Source organism: Exiguobacterium sp. s192, assembly GCF_018618795.1.
GTDB lineage: Bacteria > Bacillota > Bacilli > Exiguobacteriales > Exiguobacteriaceae > Exiguobacterium_A > Exiguobacterium_A undae.
Window position 1 is genome coordinate 84,416 of record NZ_JACSMS010000006.1, and the last position, 18,313, is coordinate 102,728.

Genomic DNA, 18,313 nt, shown 5'->3' on the forward strand with positions numbered 1-18,313 from the left:
TACAACTATGATCTACACCAATCGCGAATTGAACGAATAGAATAGAAACGAAAGCAGAGGAGCATGAGTAATGGAAAAAATTGTTGTCCGTGGCGGACGTAAATTAGCTGGAACGGTAAAAGTAGAAGGTGCAAAAAACGCAGTCTTAAAAACATTGGTCGCAACGTTGCTTGCTTCAGAAGGCACATCAGTCCTTCAAAATGTCCCGCGTCTTGCAGACGTCTATACGATTAATAACGTCTTACGGAACTTAAATGCAGAAGTCACATTCGATGCAGAAGCAAACACGGTGACGGTTAATGCAGAAGCGCAATTAAAAGATGAAGCACCACTTGAATACGTTCGGAAGATGCGTGCGTCAATTCTCGTCATGGGACCACTCCTTGCTCGTCTTGGGCGCGCACGTGTCGCAATGCCGGGCGGCTGTGCAATCGGCTCCCGTCCAATCGATCTTCATTTAAAAGGGTTCGAAGCAATGGGCGCAAAAACAATCATCGGTAACGGGTTTGTCGAAGCGCAAGTCGACGGTCGCTTACAAGGGGCAAAAATCTACCTCGATTTCCCATCTGTCGGTGCAACTGAAAACATCATGATGGCAGCAACACTTGCTGAAGGAACAACTGTCATCGAGAACGTTGCCAAAGAGCCTGAAATCGTCGATCTCGCGAACTTCCTCAACGCAATGGGTGCAAAAGTCCGCGGTGCCGGAACAGAAACAATCCGCATCGAAGGTGTTGAAAAACTCCACGGCGGCAACCACTACGTGATTCCAGACCGGATTGAAGCGGGTACGTTCATGATTGCAGCAGCGATCACAGAAGGTGATGTCGAAGTCATCGGCGCAGAACGCGAACACCTTCGTCCGTTGATCTCGAAAATGGAAGAGATGGGTGTCAAAATCTCGGATACAGAAGAAGGCCTTCGTGTCGTCGGACCGAAGAAATTGGTTGCGATTGACGTCAAGACGATGCCACACCCTGGTTTCCCGACAGATGTCCAAGCACAAATGATGGCATTGGTCTTAAAAGCAGAAGGTACGTCAGTCATTACGGAAACGGTCTTCGAAAACCGCTTCATGCACGTCGAAGAATTCCGTCGTATGAACGCTGATATCAAAATCGAAGGTCGTTCATCGATCATCACAGGCGGCATCCAGCTTCAAGGAGCAGAAGTGCTTTCAACGGATCTCCGTTCAGGTGCGGCACTTGTCACAGCAGGATTGATTGCTGAAGGTGAAACACGTGTTGGCGCCCTTCACCATATCGATCGCGGATATGTTGATTTCCATCTTAAATTACAAGCACTTGGTGCAGATGTTGAGCGCGTTACAGAAGAAACCGTTGCGATTGAAGAAACAGCCGCAACGAAGCTTTAAGCTCTCATTTCATTCTTATTTATTCTTGACGACTTTCTCAAAAAGAAAGTCGTCTCTTTTTGTTACGCTGTGCTAGAATTGAAAGGTATGTATACATAAATGGGTTAGACGTCCAAACGACGTTCTAAATTTTGGAATAATAGCCAGTGGATAAAGGAGATCACGCGAGATGTTTTCAAAAGATATCGGAATTGACCTAGGGACGGCCAATGTCGTCATTCACGTAAAAGGTAAGGGAATCGTGCTCGACGAGCCATCAGTCGTCGCGATCGATAAAGCAACAGGAAAAATTCATGCCGTTGGAACGGAAGCCCACCAGATGGTTGGACGGACACCCGGCAACATCGTAGCGATTCGTCCACTTCGGGACGGCGTCATTGCCGACTTCGAGATGACGGAAGCGATGTTACGTCATTTCATCGACAAAATCGAAGTCCGGAGTATGTTCGGCGGCGTCCGGATGCTGATTTGTACACCGGCGAGCATCACGACGGTTGAAGCGAAAGCGATCCGTCAAGCAGGCGAAAAATCAGGTGCGAAAACCGTGTTCCTCGAAGTGGAACCAAAAGTCGCAGCAGTCGGCGCAGGGATGGACATTTGGATGCCGGCCGGTCACATGGTGATTGATATCGGTGGCGGAACGACGGACGTCGCTGTACTCTCGATGGGAGACATCGTCTGCGGGGAAACGATTAAAGTCGCAGGGGACCGGTTTGATCACGACATCATCCGTGCGATCAAGGATAACCATAAACTGATCATCGGCGAACGGACGGCACAAAACGTCAAGATGACGGTCGCGACCGTTTCAGACGAAGGACGTCAAGAAGAGATGGACATCCGGGGTCGGAATCTCGTGACGGGTCTGCCGGACAACATTACGATTTCTTCGCAGGAGATGCATGAAGCGTTGGCAGAAGCAGCGATGGAAATCGTCGAAGCGACAAAACGTGTGTTGGAGAAAACACCACCGGAGCTTGCAGCGGACATCATCGATCGCGGCATCATCCTGACAGGTGGCGGAGCATTGCTTGACGGCATCGATCAGTTGCTCGCAAAAGAACTGGGACTGCCGGTCTTGATCGCAGAAGACCCAATGTTATGTGTCGCGCGGGGAACAGGGATCATGCTCGATAATTTAGGAAAATAAGATACACCAACAAGGGTCATTCCAATTGCGGAATGACCCTTGTTTGATGGAGACGTAAGATGAACCGATGTTGCTGGCATCAAACATGCCGGATTACTGCGTACTGCGCATGAACTCCTGATAGGCGTCAAAATCATGATAGACGATGGCGCTTGGCGGCAAGGAACTGTTCATGGTCTGATTCACCAGTTGATTGAGCGTGGTCCGTGTTTTTCCGTAAAAGGTGATGCTCGGTGTTTCCGGAAGCGCTGTAAATTCGATGGCGTACGACAAACGGTACTGATGACTCGCAGCATACAAGGCATCTGTCATCGTGATGGCAGCAAGACCATTCCCGCCGCCGTAGACCGTCCGGTAACTCATCAACGTCACTTCATCGGCTAACTCCATTGCCCATTCACTGAGGGGACGACCGGAGGCATCGGAAACGGTATGGAACCAGAACGGTAAAAACAGTTGCAGGGGAAGACCTGCGGTGTCACTGACATCTTGAAATGCCGTTAAGATCCGTTGATAAGAAGCGACGACGGCAGATTGATCGGTTTCCCACTCCGGTAAGGCATAGGGTTCCAGATCGACGCTGATTCCGTCCGGTCGTTCCATCGTTTCCTGCAGGTAGACATCAATCCAAGCTAACGGGTCTTCGACGTTCGGACGGTTGGCGGTTCCTTCGTTCGTGATCCAGCGCGGTTGTCCGAATAAAAAGTAGACTTCGATACCCGCCAGATGGGCTTTTTCAACGAAAGAACGGTAGAGGGTACGGTCACCCTCAACAGCGACATGCAGATAGACACGTTTCATCTGTCTGTTAGCCAGCTGATTGATCTTCGTTGAAAGTTGTTTGGCCTCAGGAATCGACCAGATGACGGTATGACGAGTGACGGTGGTCGCTGCTTCACTTGGAACAGGCAGAAGCGAACTGACCACGGCGGCGCAGATGAGACTGACGATGAAGCGTTTCATACTCAATCACTCCTCTTATTTCGTTATCTTATTATCGGTCGTTCGGGACGACTTGGATATGAGGCAATAGTCCGGGAGTCGTCAGAATCAGTTCAAATCCTAGACATTTCACTTTGTGAAGTGTATATTAAAAGTTGTTGAATTGAAACGGATTTTCCATTAAAAAGGAAGTGATGCCACAATGCCATTGTGGAAACGAAATTTAGTTGTCGTTTGGATTGGTAGTTTTTTGACCGCTGCCGCACTCAGTTTAGTTCTACCGTTTTTGCCCTTATTCATTGAAGAACTTGGTGTCGATGGACGCCAAGAAATCACGACCTGGTCGGGAATCGCCTTTGGGGCGACCTTCCTTGTCGCAGCCATCGTTTCACCGATTTGGGGCCGATTGGCTGATAAAAAAGGTCGGAAATTGATGTTGCTTCGAGCCAGTCTCGGGATGTCGATTGTCATGTTCTTGATCAGCTTCGTCCAAGACGTCTACCAGCTCGTCTTCTTACGTCTTGTCATGGGTGCCGTCTCCGGATTCATTTCCGCCGGGATCACCTTGATTGCCTCACAAACCCCAAAAGAGAAAAGTGGCTGGGCGCTCGGTACATTGTCGACCGGTGGGATTGCCGGTGGCTTATTAGGACCTCTAATCGGAGGATTCCTTGCCGATATGATTGGGCTTCGACCCGTTTTTCTCTTTACGAGCATACCGCTCTTCCTGACTTTCCTCGTCACCTATTTCTTCGTCAAAGAAGAGTTCGTGCCGTTGCAAGTCAAAAAAATGGCTTCTGCGAAGGAAGTCATCCAGTCACTCCGCCATCCGGAATTGATCTTAAGCCTGTTCTTGACGACATTTTTGATTCAGTTCGCCGCTCAATCAATCAGTCCGATCTTGTCGCTTTACGTGCGGGAACTCAGTCCCGGAACGGAACGGTTGGCACTGTTATCGGGAATCGTCGCCTCGGCACCCGGGATTGCCGCCTTGATTGCCGCGCAACGGCTTGGTCGGTTGTCCGATAAAATCGGAGCGGAACGTGTCTTATTCTTCGCATTGCTCATCTTTGCCGCATTTTTGATTCCACAAGCTTTCGTGACCGATACGAGTCAACTGATCGTCTTGCGGATGGGGATTGGATTTGCGACAGCTGCCTTGATGCCTTCGGTACAGACATTGCTTCGACAACATACACCGGCGAACGCTTCAGGTCGGATTTTTGGTTATAACCAATCGGCCCAGTTCATGGGGAACTTCCTCGGACCACTGGCAGGCGGTCAAATTGCCGGTCACTTTGGTTTTGAAGCGTTGTTCCTGTTCACCGGTTTGATCGTCATCACGAACGCCGTGCTGGAACGGACGCAAACAGCGGTACTCAGTAAAAAACATTCATGATCAAGGAAATGCTGTGTCGCGAATTAGGCGACACAGCATTTTTGGATTTCATCAAGACAACATGAAGAATTCATCAAGTTTCAATTGTTGAGAATTTTCGAGAGCTTTCATGATTTGACCCGACTGGGCACGGACCTTGTAATCCGCCGAATAGTGGAATAGACCGTTATCCAGTTCCGTCAAGGCGAGCGGTTCAATCAATGTTTTCGGATGGATGACATCCGTTAATTGAAGCGACAGTTCGATTTGATGGTCGACGGGCAGACGAATCGAAGCATAAAAATGAACGGAACGATTCGTACTGCGGGTGATCAAAATCGGTGACGCTCCGACATTAACTTCCTTTCCGTTCAGCCGGGTGATGGAAATCTGTCCATGAAGAGAAGGCAACGGTTTTTTTGGTGATTGTTTCAGCGATTCGATTGGTTGCAGGACGGATTGTGTTAAGAGAGCCGCCAATCGCTCAGAACTAACAGGACGGCTGAATAAGTAGCCTTGGACAGCATCGCATTCTAACTCACGGAATGTATCGAGTTGATCGAGTGTTTCAACTCCTTCTGCGACGACGGTTAACTGAAACTCCTTGGCAAAATAGACGATGCTTTTGATCAGCGAGGTCGTACGGCTGTCTTCTTCCGGATGGCTCGAGAAGGAACGATCAAGCTTTAGGATGCTGATGGGATACGTGGACAGGCTGGTCAAGGATGACACGCCGCTGCCGTATCCGTCGAGTATCAAATGGATGCCAAGCTGATGCAGTTGCTGTAACGTTTCTTTCACGAACTCACTTTCATGAAGTAACGCCGTTTCTTGAAGTTCCAGTTGCAAGTACCGGGCCGGAACCTGATACCGGTGCAGACAGGTTCTGACGCTCTGGACAAAATCGCCGTGTAACAGTTGTTTGGAGGACAGATTGATGGAAATCGGGACGACCGGTAATGCTTTTTTTAACAAGGTTTGGAGCGTCTGGCAGACAGTCTCAAGGACCCACTCACCGATCGGAAGATAACACTGTCCTTCTTCGGATAACGGAATGAAGTCCTGCGGCGGAATACGTCCCCATTCTGGGTGATCCCAACGAATCAAAGCCTCAAACGCAAGGATCTGTCCACTCCAAATATCGACTTTCGGCTGATACTCGAGAAACAATTCGTCTTGATCAATCGCATCACGTAAACTTTGTTCCAGTTGATGCCGGCGATAGATTTCAAGATCGAGCTGGGATGTATAAAATTCGTAGGCGAATTGCTTTTTCAATTTAGCCCGCGTCAGTGCCCGGTTCGCAGCATGTAACAGTTCAGTGGCTGTCGTCTGTTCGTCCTGAAAATGACTCACGCCAATCGCGAGTTCTGCGGTCAGTTCATAGCCGTCAATTGGCAGGCGTCTCGTATTGAGCTCGAGAAGGTCGAGGCAAATCTTTTTAAGATGTCCTTCATCAAACGGCTCAGTCAACAAGACAGCATAATGATCTCCTGCGATGCGTGAAGCATAAACATCCGGTAAGTAGTGAGTCAGAAGCTGGCTCGTTTTGATGAGCCATTGATCACCGGTATCATAACCAATCCGTTCATTGATGCGATTTAACTGATTAAAGTCAATCGAGAGGACGGTAAATGGATGTTTTCTTCGTATGAGGTGATCCATTTCTTCGAGGAACAGTGTCCGGTTCGGGAGACCGGTCAATTGATCATACATTGAGAGTTTTCGAATCTCCTCCTGTTGCTGTTTCAGAACAGTAATGTCAGAGACAATCCCTTGATGCCCCGTGATGTGCTGGATCGTATCTTGTAGCGGAATCCGGATTTCTTCCAACCACGTCCATTCGTTATTAAGTTTTAGGCGGTATGTCAGGCGAACCGTCTCTCCTTGCAGAATCCGTTCGTCGGTTTGCAGTACCTCGCCTAAGTCGTCCGGGTGCAATAACTCACGTGTCGCTGAGGGGTGACTTGCAAACCGCTCTAACCAGGAAGGGTAAGCATCCAAAAAACCATTCGCGAAGAAGTGAACAGCACCGGAAGCATATTCTTTTTGGTAGATGACGGTTTCGACACTGGAGAAGAAGTGATGAATGGATGTGGGCTCAGAATGTTGTTCGTGTTCGTTTGAGAGCGGATTCATTTCTTGGAACAAAAAACTGAACAGTTCCTGATGCTCGTCCTGAATGCGAAGACCCTGACACTGGATGTGTTTCCTATACTGCTGTTTTCGATTGAGACGCAGGTGACAGGACACCGTGTTATCACCGTTTGTTCGCAGACGCGTGAACAGTTCTTCGAAGAGAGGGCGATCGTCCGGATGGATTTCGAGTAAGAAATCTTCGTAATCGATTGAGGCTAAGCGGTGTTGCGACAGGTCGAGCAATGAGGCAAAGTAAGTCGAAAAAGACAGCCGGTCAGTCGTCGGATGATAATCGAGAAACGCAATCCCCGGAATCGATTCCGTCAATTTTTCTTTTACGGTCAATCGTGTATGTTGGAGACGCAGCTGAATATGTTGCGAGATGTCACGTGCAATCCCGTAAATGCCGATGATGACATGGTTTTGATAAATCGGAATGTTCGTAACGTTCATCGTCAAGAGATGTCCTTCACGGTGGGACACTTCTGCTGTGAAATGAACGGTCTCTCCGTTTAAGGCACGTTGTTTGAAGGGGGCAATTCGAGCAGCTTCCGTCGGTGTGATGAAATCACTGAAATGTTGATGCTGAAGTTGTTTTCCACCATATCCTAGCAGAAGCGAAAGTTTTTGATTAAAGGAGACGATATGTCCGTCCAGATTGAGCGTATAAACGGCATCAGGATGATTCTCTAAAAAATGAGTTGCATCGATTAGCTGTTTGAAATCGAGAGAACCGTTGATGAAGGATTCGGTGTTCTTCTTTTTGAAGAAGGGCATAATCTCACCTCGCTTAATGTCGTCATAGGTTAATTATAACAATTTATGGGATTTAGTCATATCCAGTCCCTTAAAAAATAAGCAAATGTTTTTGAACAACAGGTGTAGGTCTTTCGATTCATCTATTTTTCTCATTTCCTTATTTTCGAAAAAACATCAAATGTCTAGAAAATAGACCGATATACTAGAAGGAATAGAATTGAACAATAAGTCAATGAGGAGCCAATAGATATGTTACGAGGAATGTATACGGCATCAAACGCCATGCAGTCATTACAACGGCAACAAGAGATGTTAAGTAACAACCTGGCGAACGCCCGGACACCCGGTTTCCGTGCCGATCAAGCTTCACTTCGGACGTTCCCGGAGATGATGATCCAGCAGGCGGGCGTCAATGAACGAACAGGCATCCGGTCACGCGGAACGGTCGGGACACTGGCGACCGGCGTCTTCATGCAGGCGGCGACACCGAACTTCGCACTCGGTTCGATTACGGAGACGGGAAATGCGACGGATATCCAAATCAGTTCCCTTGAAGGAGCGGCCCTCTTTACGGTCCGGCATACGGATCCGACGACCGGGGAAGAAGAAACCCTGTATACGACCAATGGTCAGTTCGCTGTGGGACAAGACGGTCTCTTGCGGACAACGGAAAACGATCTTGTACTCGGTGCAGACGGTCAACCGTTGAACGTCGTCAATGAAGACTTCGTTGTCAGCGCAGATGGTGCTGTCACGGACGGCAATGGTCAAGCAATCGGGAATCTGGGTCTTGTCGTGACGAATCAGCCGGAGACGTTGGAACGCACGGGTAACGGTCTGTTCCGGTCACCTGACGCCTTGAACGCCGGTGCCGTTAAAGTCGATCAAGGTGTCCTTGAACTCGGGAACGTCGAAGTCGAACAGACGATGACACAGATGAACGCCGGTCTGCGACAGTTTGAAGCCAATCAAAAAGTCATCCAAGCGTACGACCGGACTGCGGAAAAAGCTGTCTCGGAAATCGGACGCGTCCGCTAATCAAGGAGGAAATCCATGCAATCACTTTATACATCAGCCAGCACGATGGCTCAGCTCCAGAAGCAGCTCGATACGACCGGACATAATCTGGCGAATGCCAATACGAACGGCTACAAACGCCGGGACTCTCAGTTCAATGAACTGCTGGTCCGCAATCTCGACAATCAGCCGGGCGGTCTTGTCACTGGACCATTGACGACACCAGCAGGACTACGGCTCGGTGTCGGTGGATATGTCGCCAATGAAGCGACACGGTTTACGACAGGGACGTTCCAGAACACGGGACGGAAACTCGATGCTGCGCTCAGCAATCCGCATCATTTCTTTGGTGTGATTGATGCGGACGGCGTGACGAAATTTACGCGGGACGGCAATTTTGAATTGTCACCGCAAGCGAACGGACAAGTCCTGTTGACGGATGATGCCGGTCGTTCTGTCATCAATCAGGCGAACGAACCGATTACGTTTCCGGATACGGCGACATCGATTGAACTGAACAAAGACGGCAACATCACGGGTGTCTTAAACGGGGAACGACGGGTCCTCGCCCGGATTGGCGTCGCCGATATTCCGAACCACGGCGAATTGACGGATGTTGGTGCCGGACTCTTCACGGCGACAGGACAATACCAGAACGCAGCAGGAAATCCGTTGACGGTCGGCACACTCGAGACTTCAAACGTTGACATGGGGACAGAGATGACGAACTTGACGCAGATTCAGCGGGCCTACCAGTTCAATTCCAAAGCCTTGACGACATCGGATCAGATGATGGGAATCGTGACGTCACTTAAGTAAAGCTGTTTTTTAAGAGATAACAAGTGAAACGAACGACGCAATAAACAACGGGCTACGATCTGAGGATCGCAGCCCGTTGTTTATTTAAGGTTTAAGGTTGTTTTAACGAAAGATAGATGGCAGCCATATCGGCATCACCATGCCCATCCTTGAGTGCTTGCTGATAGCGGGTGTGCGCGGTCTTCGCAAGCGGAAGATCAAGTGTCAGTCGTGTTGCGGCTTCCGTGATCAGCCCGAGATCCTTTGCCATCAAACGAAGAGGGAACGCGGCCGGAAAGTTTTCCTGACGGTACATGTCTTGTTTTCCCTGAAAGAGCGGCGTGTTCATGCCGGAGGCACCAATCAATTGCAACAGCTTGTCCTTGTCGAGCCCGGATTGCTCACCGAGCAACAGCATCTCGGCAACGCCTTCACCGACAAGCGCCAGCAACAGGTTGATCGCGAGCTTGGCGGAGCTGCCGTTTCCGTGTGCCCCGAAATGAATACTTTCTTTCCCGAGTACCTCGAAGTACGGGCGACAGACGGCAATCGCCTCTTCGTCTCCGCCGAGCAGTAAGACGAGTTGTCCCGCTTCCGCGACACCGACCGAGCCGGACACGGGAGCCTCGAGATAGGTCCCACCCGCCTGTTCGACGTGTTGAGCGTACTCAAGGGATTGTTCTGGAGAGACGGTACTTAAGTTGACGATCAGTTTGTCCGACAGTGTCCCTGACAGCAAGCCGTTCTCCTGCTCAAGAACTGCTGTGACGGCAGGACCGTCTGCCAACATGATGAAGATAATATCGGACTGTTCGACGACCGCGCGGGGCGTAGCGAGTTTGACTGCGCCTTCCGTGACGAGTGGTGCGGTTTTTTCTGCTGTCCGATTATAGACGTTGATGGAATGCCCGGCACGTCTGAGACGTAACGCCATCGGCACCCCCATATGACCTAATCCAATCCATCCGAGTGACATTCAAACGACTCCTTCCATTTGATTCATTTCTTCTGACAGTTGATAGTACCCGTGATGTAAGAATCCGTAACCTGACCACAAGATATGAAAAAAAGCGTGCCCTTTGAAACAGGCACGCTTTGCTTATTCTTCATACGTCAGAATCGTTGAGATGACTGCAATCGGAAAGCGGATCGTAAAGGTTGATCCCGTTCCGACCGTCGACTCGACTTCAATCGTTCCGTTATGGTGTTTGACGATTTCCTTACAGATCGATAAACCGAGTCCGGTTCCACCGATTTTCCGTGTCTCCGAATTATCGACCCGGTAAAACTTATCGAAGAGTTTTGACATCGATTCTTGGGGAATTCCGATTCCTTGGTCACGAATCGTGATTTCGGCGAAATTATTCCGATTTTGAATCTGGATCATGATATCGCCGCCATCCGGTGAATACTTGATCGCATTGCTGAGCAGGTTGTTTAACAACTGCTTGATTTTTTCCGTGTCGGCATCGATCATGATCGGACCTTCCGCTTCAAACATCAACTGGTGCGTCGTATGCGATGCATCGTGGAAGTCGATCAGTTCACTCGCGAGTTGAACAAGATCAAACGTCGACATCTGATAACGCTGCTCACTTGACTCCATCCGTTGCACGTCGAGGAAGTCATTGACGAGTGTCGTCAGGCGTCCGGTTTCCGAGTGGATTGTCGTTAAATACTTCCGTTGTTTCGGCGGATCGATTTCCCGGTTCAGCATCAGTTCCGTGAAGCCGAAGATTGAAGACAACGGCGTCCGCAGTTCGTGCGAGACCGTCGAGACGAATTCTTCCTTCATCCGGTCCGCCTCCGTTTCCTTCGTGACATCACGCAAGACGAGCATCGTGCCGACCCAGACCTGATTGATCTGAATCTTTTCGGCATAAATCTGGATGTAGGCGTTCTGCGACCGGATCGAGACGACAAGACTGTCTTCCGGCAGGTTTTGCTCGACGATCTGTTCGATGTATTGTTCGAACGGTTCCGGCTCATCGATGATCGACGACAGGGCCGACATCGCTTGGCGGAACGACGATAGGTTACTTTCGTTTTGATGTTCGGTCTGGACTTCCGGGAACAGTTTCATCAACGGTTCGTTAACGAGCAATTCGTCGGATTCGTGTTCGATATAGACGACGGCTTCTCGAATCGAGTTCAAGAGTTGTCCCGTCTTGTTTTTCTCATGGATCATTTTTTCATAGATCCCCATCCGCATCAGTGAGAGAGATAACTGGTGCGAGAACGACAGGATGTCGCCCATCTGTTCCGGTGTGAAGGCATCGCGGTAACGGACGAGATAGATGCAGGCGATGATTTGTTCTTCGTTCGGATCGAGGATCGGTACAGCAACTTCATACATATAGTAGGGATACGGTAACGGGCTGTCGTGCGCGACTTGTTTCGACGAGTGGACCGGTCGTTTCAAGACGCGTGCCCGGTGGAACAGCGACTGGTCGTCTTTGACGAGTTGACCGACCATTTCTTCCGTCATCCCATACTCGATCGTCGAACGGACGTCATGCTGATCGAGGAACAGCAGGGCACCGATTTCCGAATGGGTAATCGAGACGAGTTTCTCGATGATTTCCGGATAAGCGGTCAACGTCTCGCGAGATGCGAGGGTCTCCGTCAATTCGTTCCGGTATTTTAAATGTTGTTCGCTGCGCAACGTGATTTCGAGTGCCTCTTCGAGTTCCTCTTGTTGCGCCTGCAACTCTTCCTGCTGGGCGACGAGTTCTTCTTGCTGCGCTTGTAACTCTTCGTTTTTCGCGAGCATGTGAACCTTGTTGTCAGCAATCGATGTTGCCATCTGATTAAACGATGTGGTTAAGGTGTAGAGTTCATCGTGACGTTTCGGTAAGGGAATCGCCATGATATCTTCACCGGTTGCAAGTAAGGCACTGTCCCGTGACAGCGTATTGACCTGCTTCGTCACCCGACTGATGAACGGACGAACAAGTAGTAATAAGATGATGATCAGCACCACGAGATTTGATAACCAGATGAACTGGGCAATCCGCATCTCACTTAGCAAACTCGTTTTCGCTTCGGTTTCTTTGTCTTGAATCAACGTCAGGTAGTTGGCGAGCAACGTGTCAATTCCGGCAGCATCTGTATCCGTCGTCAATTGACTGTTTGACCCTCGTAACGTCCCGTTGTCATTAAATAAATCGTCCCCGTTTGATAAGGAAGCGAGTGTCTTCGGGTCGAGGAACGTTTCGTCAATCGATCCCTGTCTCTTTCCATCGACGTATTCCGTCAGAAGCGGGAGGGCAGTCCCGAAATAATCGTCGTAAAGCGATCGTGTGGCGACGGCATATTCTTTCCCTTGTTCGTAGATGGCGTTCTCTTCGAACCAGGTCGTCAAACGATTGATTTCACGCTGATCGGCTTTGATTGTATCCAGTATCTCGGGTGTTCCGAACAGCACATACGATTTCACATTGCTCTGCACAAGTGTCCATTCGTTGGCTAACGCATTGGCGTTCGTTCGGCGTTCCCGTAAATCATCGAATGTCGCATTCGTCTGATCAATTTTTCGTTCTGTATACGTATACACAATGGCTGATGTCAGACTCAGGGCGATAAATACCATATAAAACGCGAACATCAATTGGCGACCAATTTTTTGATTAATCCATTTCACTTGTTTATCCTCCATGTGTAGTTTTATTCGGTTCAAAAAATTAATCCAGTATTTCTATCTTACTTAATCAAATGGGCATTCATCAAACTTTAACACGCAAAGATGTAAAAAAGATATTTTATTTACTGGTTTCTTCTGTTGTACCGGAAAATCAGAACCGTTTCGAGTCATCAAAAAATCGTAGTCGCTTCACTATTTTTTGAAAATAAGGATTAGAAGAGCCGGAATAAAGGGAATCTACTGAGTGATGCCATTATTTTAATCATAAGGAAGTGACAAGATGCAAAAGATGTTTGAAAACAAATGGTACCGCGGTGCCTGGTGGATCATGACGTTGCTGATTATCGTCTGGGTCGGAAATCACGTGACGTTCTTGTTCCGACCAATCGCGATTTTACTGCAGATGGTCGTACCACCGCTTGCGATTGCCGGGATTCTTTATTATGTCCTGTTGCCGATCGTTGAGTTACTCGAGAAAAAGATGAAACGCCGGCCGGCCGTGATTGTTGTATTACTTGGTCTCGGCGGAATCCTGACAGCACTTGGATTCATCTTTGGACCGATGCTGTCCGATCAGATCACGGAATTCGTCAATTCAATTCCGACGCTTGCTTCACAATTCCAGCGTCAACTCGTTGACGTCCGGGATCAATTGCAAAACAGTGCCTTCTTCTCCCGTTTCCTCGGAGGACAGGATGATCTGTTCAACAAGTTTTCCGGTAACATTTCCGAGTACGCATCGACGTTCCTGAAAAATATCGGGACCGGTGTCGGCGGATTCGTCAGCATCATCACGACGACGGTCGTTACAATCGTCATCATTCCGATCATGTTGATCTACATGTTGCTGGATGGTGATAAATTAAAAGGTAATCTCGTCAAGATGATGCCGTATGAATACCATAAGGAAACCAAAAAAATTCTTCATGATGTTCACGTGACGATCATGAGTTACATTCGTGGGCAGGTCATTGTCAGTATCGGTGTCGGGATCATCGCTTATATCGGCTATTTGATCATCGGGATTGATTACGCACTGCTTCTCGCTTTGTTTGCGACGATGACGAACATCATTCCGTTCCTCGGTCCGGTCATCGGTGTAATCCCGGCCCTGATCGTCGGCTTCATTCAGGATCCGATTCTTGCCGTCTACGCCGTCATCGTCATGACGGTCGCCCAGCAAATCGACTCGCACATCATGTCACCACTTGTCCAAGGGAAGACGCTTGATGTCCACCCGCTGACGATCATCATCGTCTTGCTCGTTGCGGGGAATATCGCCGGTTTCTTCGGTGTCTTGCTCGGTGTGCCGTTCTATGCCGTCATGAAGGTCATCATCCTCAATATCCGCCGTCTCTATCATTTGCGGTCACAGAAGAAGATGGTTATTACGGAAGACGACAAGGCGTTTAATACAATCGTGACGACAAAGGATTGAGTTTTGAATTTTCCTGCTGCTTCGGTCATACTGAGAAGGTAGAGTATCGTGTCACGAAAGGGGAATGCGTCAGATGGATCAACGTCATGTAGAAGAGCAGGCTGATTTATTAGCACTCCAGAAGTTTCAACACAATTTTGAAAACAGTCTTAAGTCGAGTGTCATTTATATCCTGCGGGATGGGGCATTGACGATTGGTGAGATTGAACAACGCTTGGATCAATCTCACGGTCAGATTCTCGAACAACTGCAAGAGCTGATCGAAGATGGACTTGTTTTGCAACAGATGTCAGAAAAGGTACAGGGATTAGCCTATTCATTGACTGGACCTGCCGAAGAACTCGTACGCCAGTTCAAGGAATCAATTGTTTGGAGTAAACAACACATCACGTATTAACAAATGTCACGAGGACCTCTTGAGCCCTGCTCAAGAGGTTTTTTTGTCGGATTGCTCATTATATCGATATAAAGCGAAAAATGACGCTTTTGGAAGTAATTAGCGGAATAAGTAATGAAATAAAATTACAATATATTTTATACTCACGAAAATTAAAATATTTATTAAATATATTTTAATGGGAATTTAGTATATCAAATACTGGTTAATAATAACTATATAATCATTATGATTGTAAAAAAATGTATATTTTTTAGTCAGAAAGTCGCATAATATGAGGTGTAAGGTAATTTTTCTCAAGAAAAGGAGTGTTCCAATGAACAAGAAGACACCTGATTTTCGAAAGAAGATGAACCAACACCATAGAAACCACACCAAACGGCTCGTCAAACTATTGGCAGCGTCCTCACTCGCCCTCTCACCAATCTCCTTCACGTATACAAAAACCGAAGCATCTGAAAAAAAATTTCAACCGCAACAACAACAGTTTGCGAATTCGATTAAAAATTCGCTGTCCGGTGCACCTGCCAATCGGGTCAGTTTGGCGGATGTTCAGTTATTGACCGGTGTACAGGTGACCGCTGCTCTGACAGAACAGCCGGATCGTTATGATTTAGCACTGGGACTGACCGGAGTCGGTCTCGCGGATGCGCAAGTCCTTAATCCGGAACGCGTCGCCGTCTTTAATGTACCGGATCTTGCCGGAAAAATGACGGCTGACGGCAATGCGGCTGTCAGCGTTGAACTCCTTCCGGTGACGTTACAGGATTTACCGACGTTAGAGAGACAATTGGATCCGTTGACAAGTGAAGTGGGAGGTGTCGTAGAGTTCCTCTTGACTGAAATCGACCGTTTACAAGGTTTACCGGTCGTAGGTGACTTGTTGCGCGTAAATGGGTTAACAGAGTTAAATACAGCGTTAGACAACCTTCAAGATTTGGATACGGCCTTATCTGATTTATTGGATTATGAAGATTCGATTCCGTTTACCGTGAATCCAGACGGTTCAATCGTCGTCGATTTCAGTGACGGGTTAGGCAATCACTTAGACACCGCGGTGAAACAAGTTGTCCAAGAAGCATTACAAGATTTAGTGGATGCTATTACAAACTTAAGACTGACAGGTCTTGCCGGTAATTTAATTGATCCGGTCCTTGAACCAGTACGAGATCTTCTTCCGCGTGTCAATACATTGCTGACTGCGGTCACAAATGACACAGTGAATCTCTCGAATGAGTTAGCAGGTGTGCAAGTCCTCGGACCGACCTCCGTTAATTTAAATGTGGATGTCGTAAAACCAGCAGATGTGCCGCAAGATGACGTTGTCGTGACAGGATCAGCCGTCAGTACAACCGTGATCGATGCCGAGTTGTTGAGTGATCTCGATGGACGAGCAACGATTATATTTGATGAAGAAGCGGATGCCGATGCCGATGCGGATGCTGACGCCGATGCCGATGCGGATGCAGATGCTGACGCCGATGCGGATGCAGATGCGGACGCCGACGCTGACGCTGATGCGGATGCCGATGCGGATGCTGATGCAGATGCTGATGCAGATGCCGACGCTGACGCCGATGCGGATGCTGATGCGGATGCCGACGCTGATGCGGATGCCGACGCTGATGCCGATGCGGATGCCGATGCCGACGCCGATGCGGATGCTGACGCCGATGCGGATGCGGATGCGGATGCGGATGCGGATGCTGACGCCGATGCGGATGCCGATGCGGATGCCGACGCGGACGCCGATGCTGACGCTGACGCTGACGCTGACGCTGACGCTGACGCTGACGCTGACGCTGACGCTGACGCTGACGCTGACGCTGACGCTGACGCTGACGCTGACGCTGACGCTGATGCCGACGCTGATGCTGATGCGGATGCGGATGCTGACGCCGATGCCGATGCCGATGCTGACGCCGACGCCGATGCGGATGCGGATGCGGATGCCGATGCGGATGCCGATGCTGACGCCGACGCTGATGCGGATGCTGACGCCGACGCTGATGCTGACGCCGACGCTGATGCGGATGCTGATGCGGATGCCGATGCGGACGCCGATGCCGATGCGGACGCCGACGCTGATGCGGATGCCGACGCCGATGCCGATGCTGATGCCGATGCCGATGCAGATGCCGATGCGGATGCGGATGCGGATGCCGATGCGGATGCCGATGCTGATGCCGATGCGGACGCCGACGCTGATGCGGATGCTGACGCCGACGCTGATGCTGACGCCGACGCTGATGCGGATGCGGATGCGGATGCGGATGCGGATGCGGATGCTGACGCCGATGCCGATGCCGATGCGGACGCCGACGCTGATGCGGATGCCGACGCCGATGCCGATGCGGATGCCGATGCGGACGCCGACGCTGATGCGGATGCTGACGCCGACGCTGATGCTGACGCTGATGCTGACGCTGATGCCGATGCGGATGCGGATGCTGACGCGGATGCGGATGCGGATGCCGACGCGGACGCCGATGCCGATGCAGATGCAGATGCAGATGCCGATGCGGATGCCGATGCAGATGCGGATGCGGATGCCGATGCCGACGCCGATACGGATGCGGACGCCGACGCTGATGCCGATGCGGATGCGGATGCTGACGCTGATGCGGATGCCGATGCGGATGCCGATGCGGATGCGGATGCCGATGCGGACGCGGATGCGGATGCGGATGCTGACGCGGATGCGGATGCGGATGCTGATGCTGACGCTGATGCTGATGCTGACGCCGATGCGGATGCGGATGCTGACGCCGATGCGGATGCAGATGCCGATGCGGATAAAGACAACGATAACGATAACGATAATGGCAATGATAACGACGGTGATAATGACAACAAGCCAGATCCGGTCATGGATCCGAAAGATGATAATGATGCCGTGGTTGTGCCGATTCCAATCATTACAAAACCAACTTTACCGACAAATGGAGGGGTTGTAACGAAACCGACGTTACCATCAAATTCTGGTGTCGTCACAAAACCGACTTTGCCGGCAACAAACGGTATTGCTAAAAACACACCAATGTATTCAAAACCGGTCAGTCAGCCACTTCCGAAACCTGTGGCGAAAAGTCTTCCTAACACGTCTGAGAACCTCTTCTTGATTACATTGATGGGGATGCTTGCGACGTTGACCGGATTGTTCGCCAAACTATTCCGACGCCGTCCACAAGACTGAGTCGACAAAAAAGTGATTTAACTTGTAGCAAGGACGTGGTGTCCTTGCTACAAGTTCATCTTTTTGATAGGAGTGAGACGG

12 protein-coding genes are annotated in these 18,313 nt (G+C 49.6%); 8 read left to right on the plus strand and 4 right to left on the minus strand.

Annotated elements, in window-relative coordinates:
- Positions 1-70 precede the first annotated feature (70 nt).
- Positions 71-1,375, plus strand: coding sequence for a UDP-N-acetylglucosamine 1-carboxyvinyltransferase (gene murA, locus KNP87_RS11245; RefSeq protein WP_026831933.1), 1,305 nt, complete (start codon positions 71-73; stop codon positions 1,373-1,375).
- A gap of 169 nt (positions 1,376-1,544) precedes the next feature.
- The gene (gene mreB / locus KNP87_RS11250) at positions 1,545-2,525 is read left to right on the plus strand and encodes a rod shape-determining protein MreB (RefSeq protein ID WP_028105581.1); all 981 of its coding nucleotides are present in this window, start codon (positions 1,545-1,547) and stop codon (positions 2,523-2,525) included.
- A 93-nt stretch (positions 2,526-2,618) separates the two neighbouring features.
- Here mreB and KNP87_RS11255 read toward each other — a convergent pair whose 3' ends face one another.
- The gene (locus KNP87_RS11255; protein ID WP_214721707.1) at positions 2,619-3,488 is read right to left on the minus strand and encodes a hypothetical protein; all 870 of its coding nucleotides are present in this window, start codon (positions 3,486-3,488) and stop codon (positions 2,619-2,621) included.
- Positions 3,489-3,669: 181 nt separating this feature from the next.
- Here KNP87_RS11255 and KNP87_RS11260 point away from each other — a divergent pair, with 181 nt between their 5' ends.
- Positions 3,670-4,866 (plus strand): multidrug efflux MFS transporter, encoded by a 1,197-nt coding sequence (locus KNP87_RS11260; protein WP_214721708.1) that lies wholly within the window; start codon positions 3,670-3,672, stop codon positions 4,864-4,866.
- Positions 4,867-4,917: 51 nt separating this feature from the next.
- Here KNP87_RS11260 and KNP87_RS17280 read toward each other — a convergent pair whose 3' ends face one another.
- A complete protein-coding gene (locus KNP87_RS17280) occupies positions 4,918-7,761 on the minus strand; it encodes a sensor domain-containing protein (protein WP_251135560.1) in 2,844 nt (947 codons plus the stop codon).
- 231 nt (positions 7,762-7,992) lie between these two features.
- Between KNP87_RS17280 and KNP87_RS11275 the strand changes: the two genes are divergently transcribed.
- Both KNP87_RS11275 and KNP87_RS11280 read left to right on the plus strand, forming a co-directional pair.
- The gene (locus KNP87_RS11275) at positions 7,993-8,781 is read left to right on the plus strand and encodes a flagellar hook-basal body protein (protein ID WP_214721709.1); all 789 of its coding nucleotides are present in this window, start codon (positions 7,993-7,995) and stop codon (positions 8,779-8,781) included.
- Between the two features lie 15 nt (positions 8,782-8,796).
- Positions 8,797-9,579: a flagellar hook-basal body protein gene (locus KNP87_RS11280; RefSeq protein ID WP_214721710.1), complete on the plus strand. Its 783-nt coding sequence runs from the start codon at positions 8,797-8,799 to the stop codon at positions 9,577-9,579.
- A 91-nt stretch (positions 9,580-9,670) separates the two neighbouring features.
- On the opposite strand, the gene KNP87_RS11285 is transcribed toward KNP87_RS11280, so the two are convergent.
- Both KNP87_RS11285 and KNP87_RS11290 read right to left on the minus strand, forming a co-directional pair.
- Positions 9,671-10,534: an NAD(P)-dependent oxidoreductase gene (locus KNP87_RS11285; RefSeq protein ID WP_214721711.1), complete on the minus strand. Its 864-nt coding sequence runs from the start codon at positions 10,532-10,534 to the stop codon at positions 9,671-9,673.
- A 123-nt stretch (positions 10,535-10,657) separates the two neighbouring features.
- A complete protein-coding gene (locus tag KNP87_RS11290; RefSeq protein WP_214721712.1) occupies positions 10,658-13,201 on the minus strand; it encodes a HAMP domain-containing sensor histidine kinase in 2,544 nt (847 codons plus the stop codon).
- Between the two features lie 280 nt (positions 13,202-13,481).
- On the opposite strand from KNP87_RS11290, the gene KNP87_RS11295 reads away from it, so the two are divergent.
- The 3 genes from KNP87_RS11295 (at position 13,482) to KNP87_RS11305 (ending at position 18,232) form a co-directional block, all read left to right on the plus strand.
- Positions 13,482-14,639, plus strand: coding sequence for an AI-2E family transporter (locus tag KNP87_RS11295; protein ID WP_214721713.1), 1,158 nt, complete (start codon positions 13,482-13,484; stop codon positions 14,637-14,639).
- 73 nt (positions 14,640-14,712) lie between these two features.
- Positions 14,713-15,036: a winged helix-turn-helix transcriptional regulator gene (locus tag KNP87_RS11300; RefSeq protein WP_026831942.1), complete on the plus strand. Its 324-nt coding sequence runs from the start codon at positions 14,713-14,715 to the stop codon at positions 15,034-15,036.
- A 316-nt stretch (positions 15,037-15,352) separates the two neighbouring features.
- Positions 15,353-18,232, plus strand: a complete 2,880-nt coding sequence (locus KNP87_RS11305) for an adhesive domain-containing protein (RefSeq protein ID WP_214721714.1) — start codon at positions 15,353-15,355, stop codon at positions 18,230-18,232.
- The last annotated feature ends 81 nt before the right edge of the window (positions 18,233-18,313 follow it).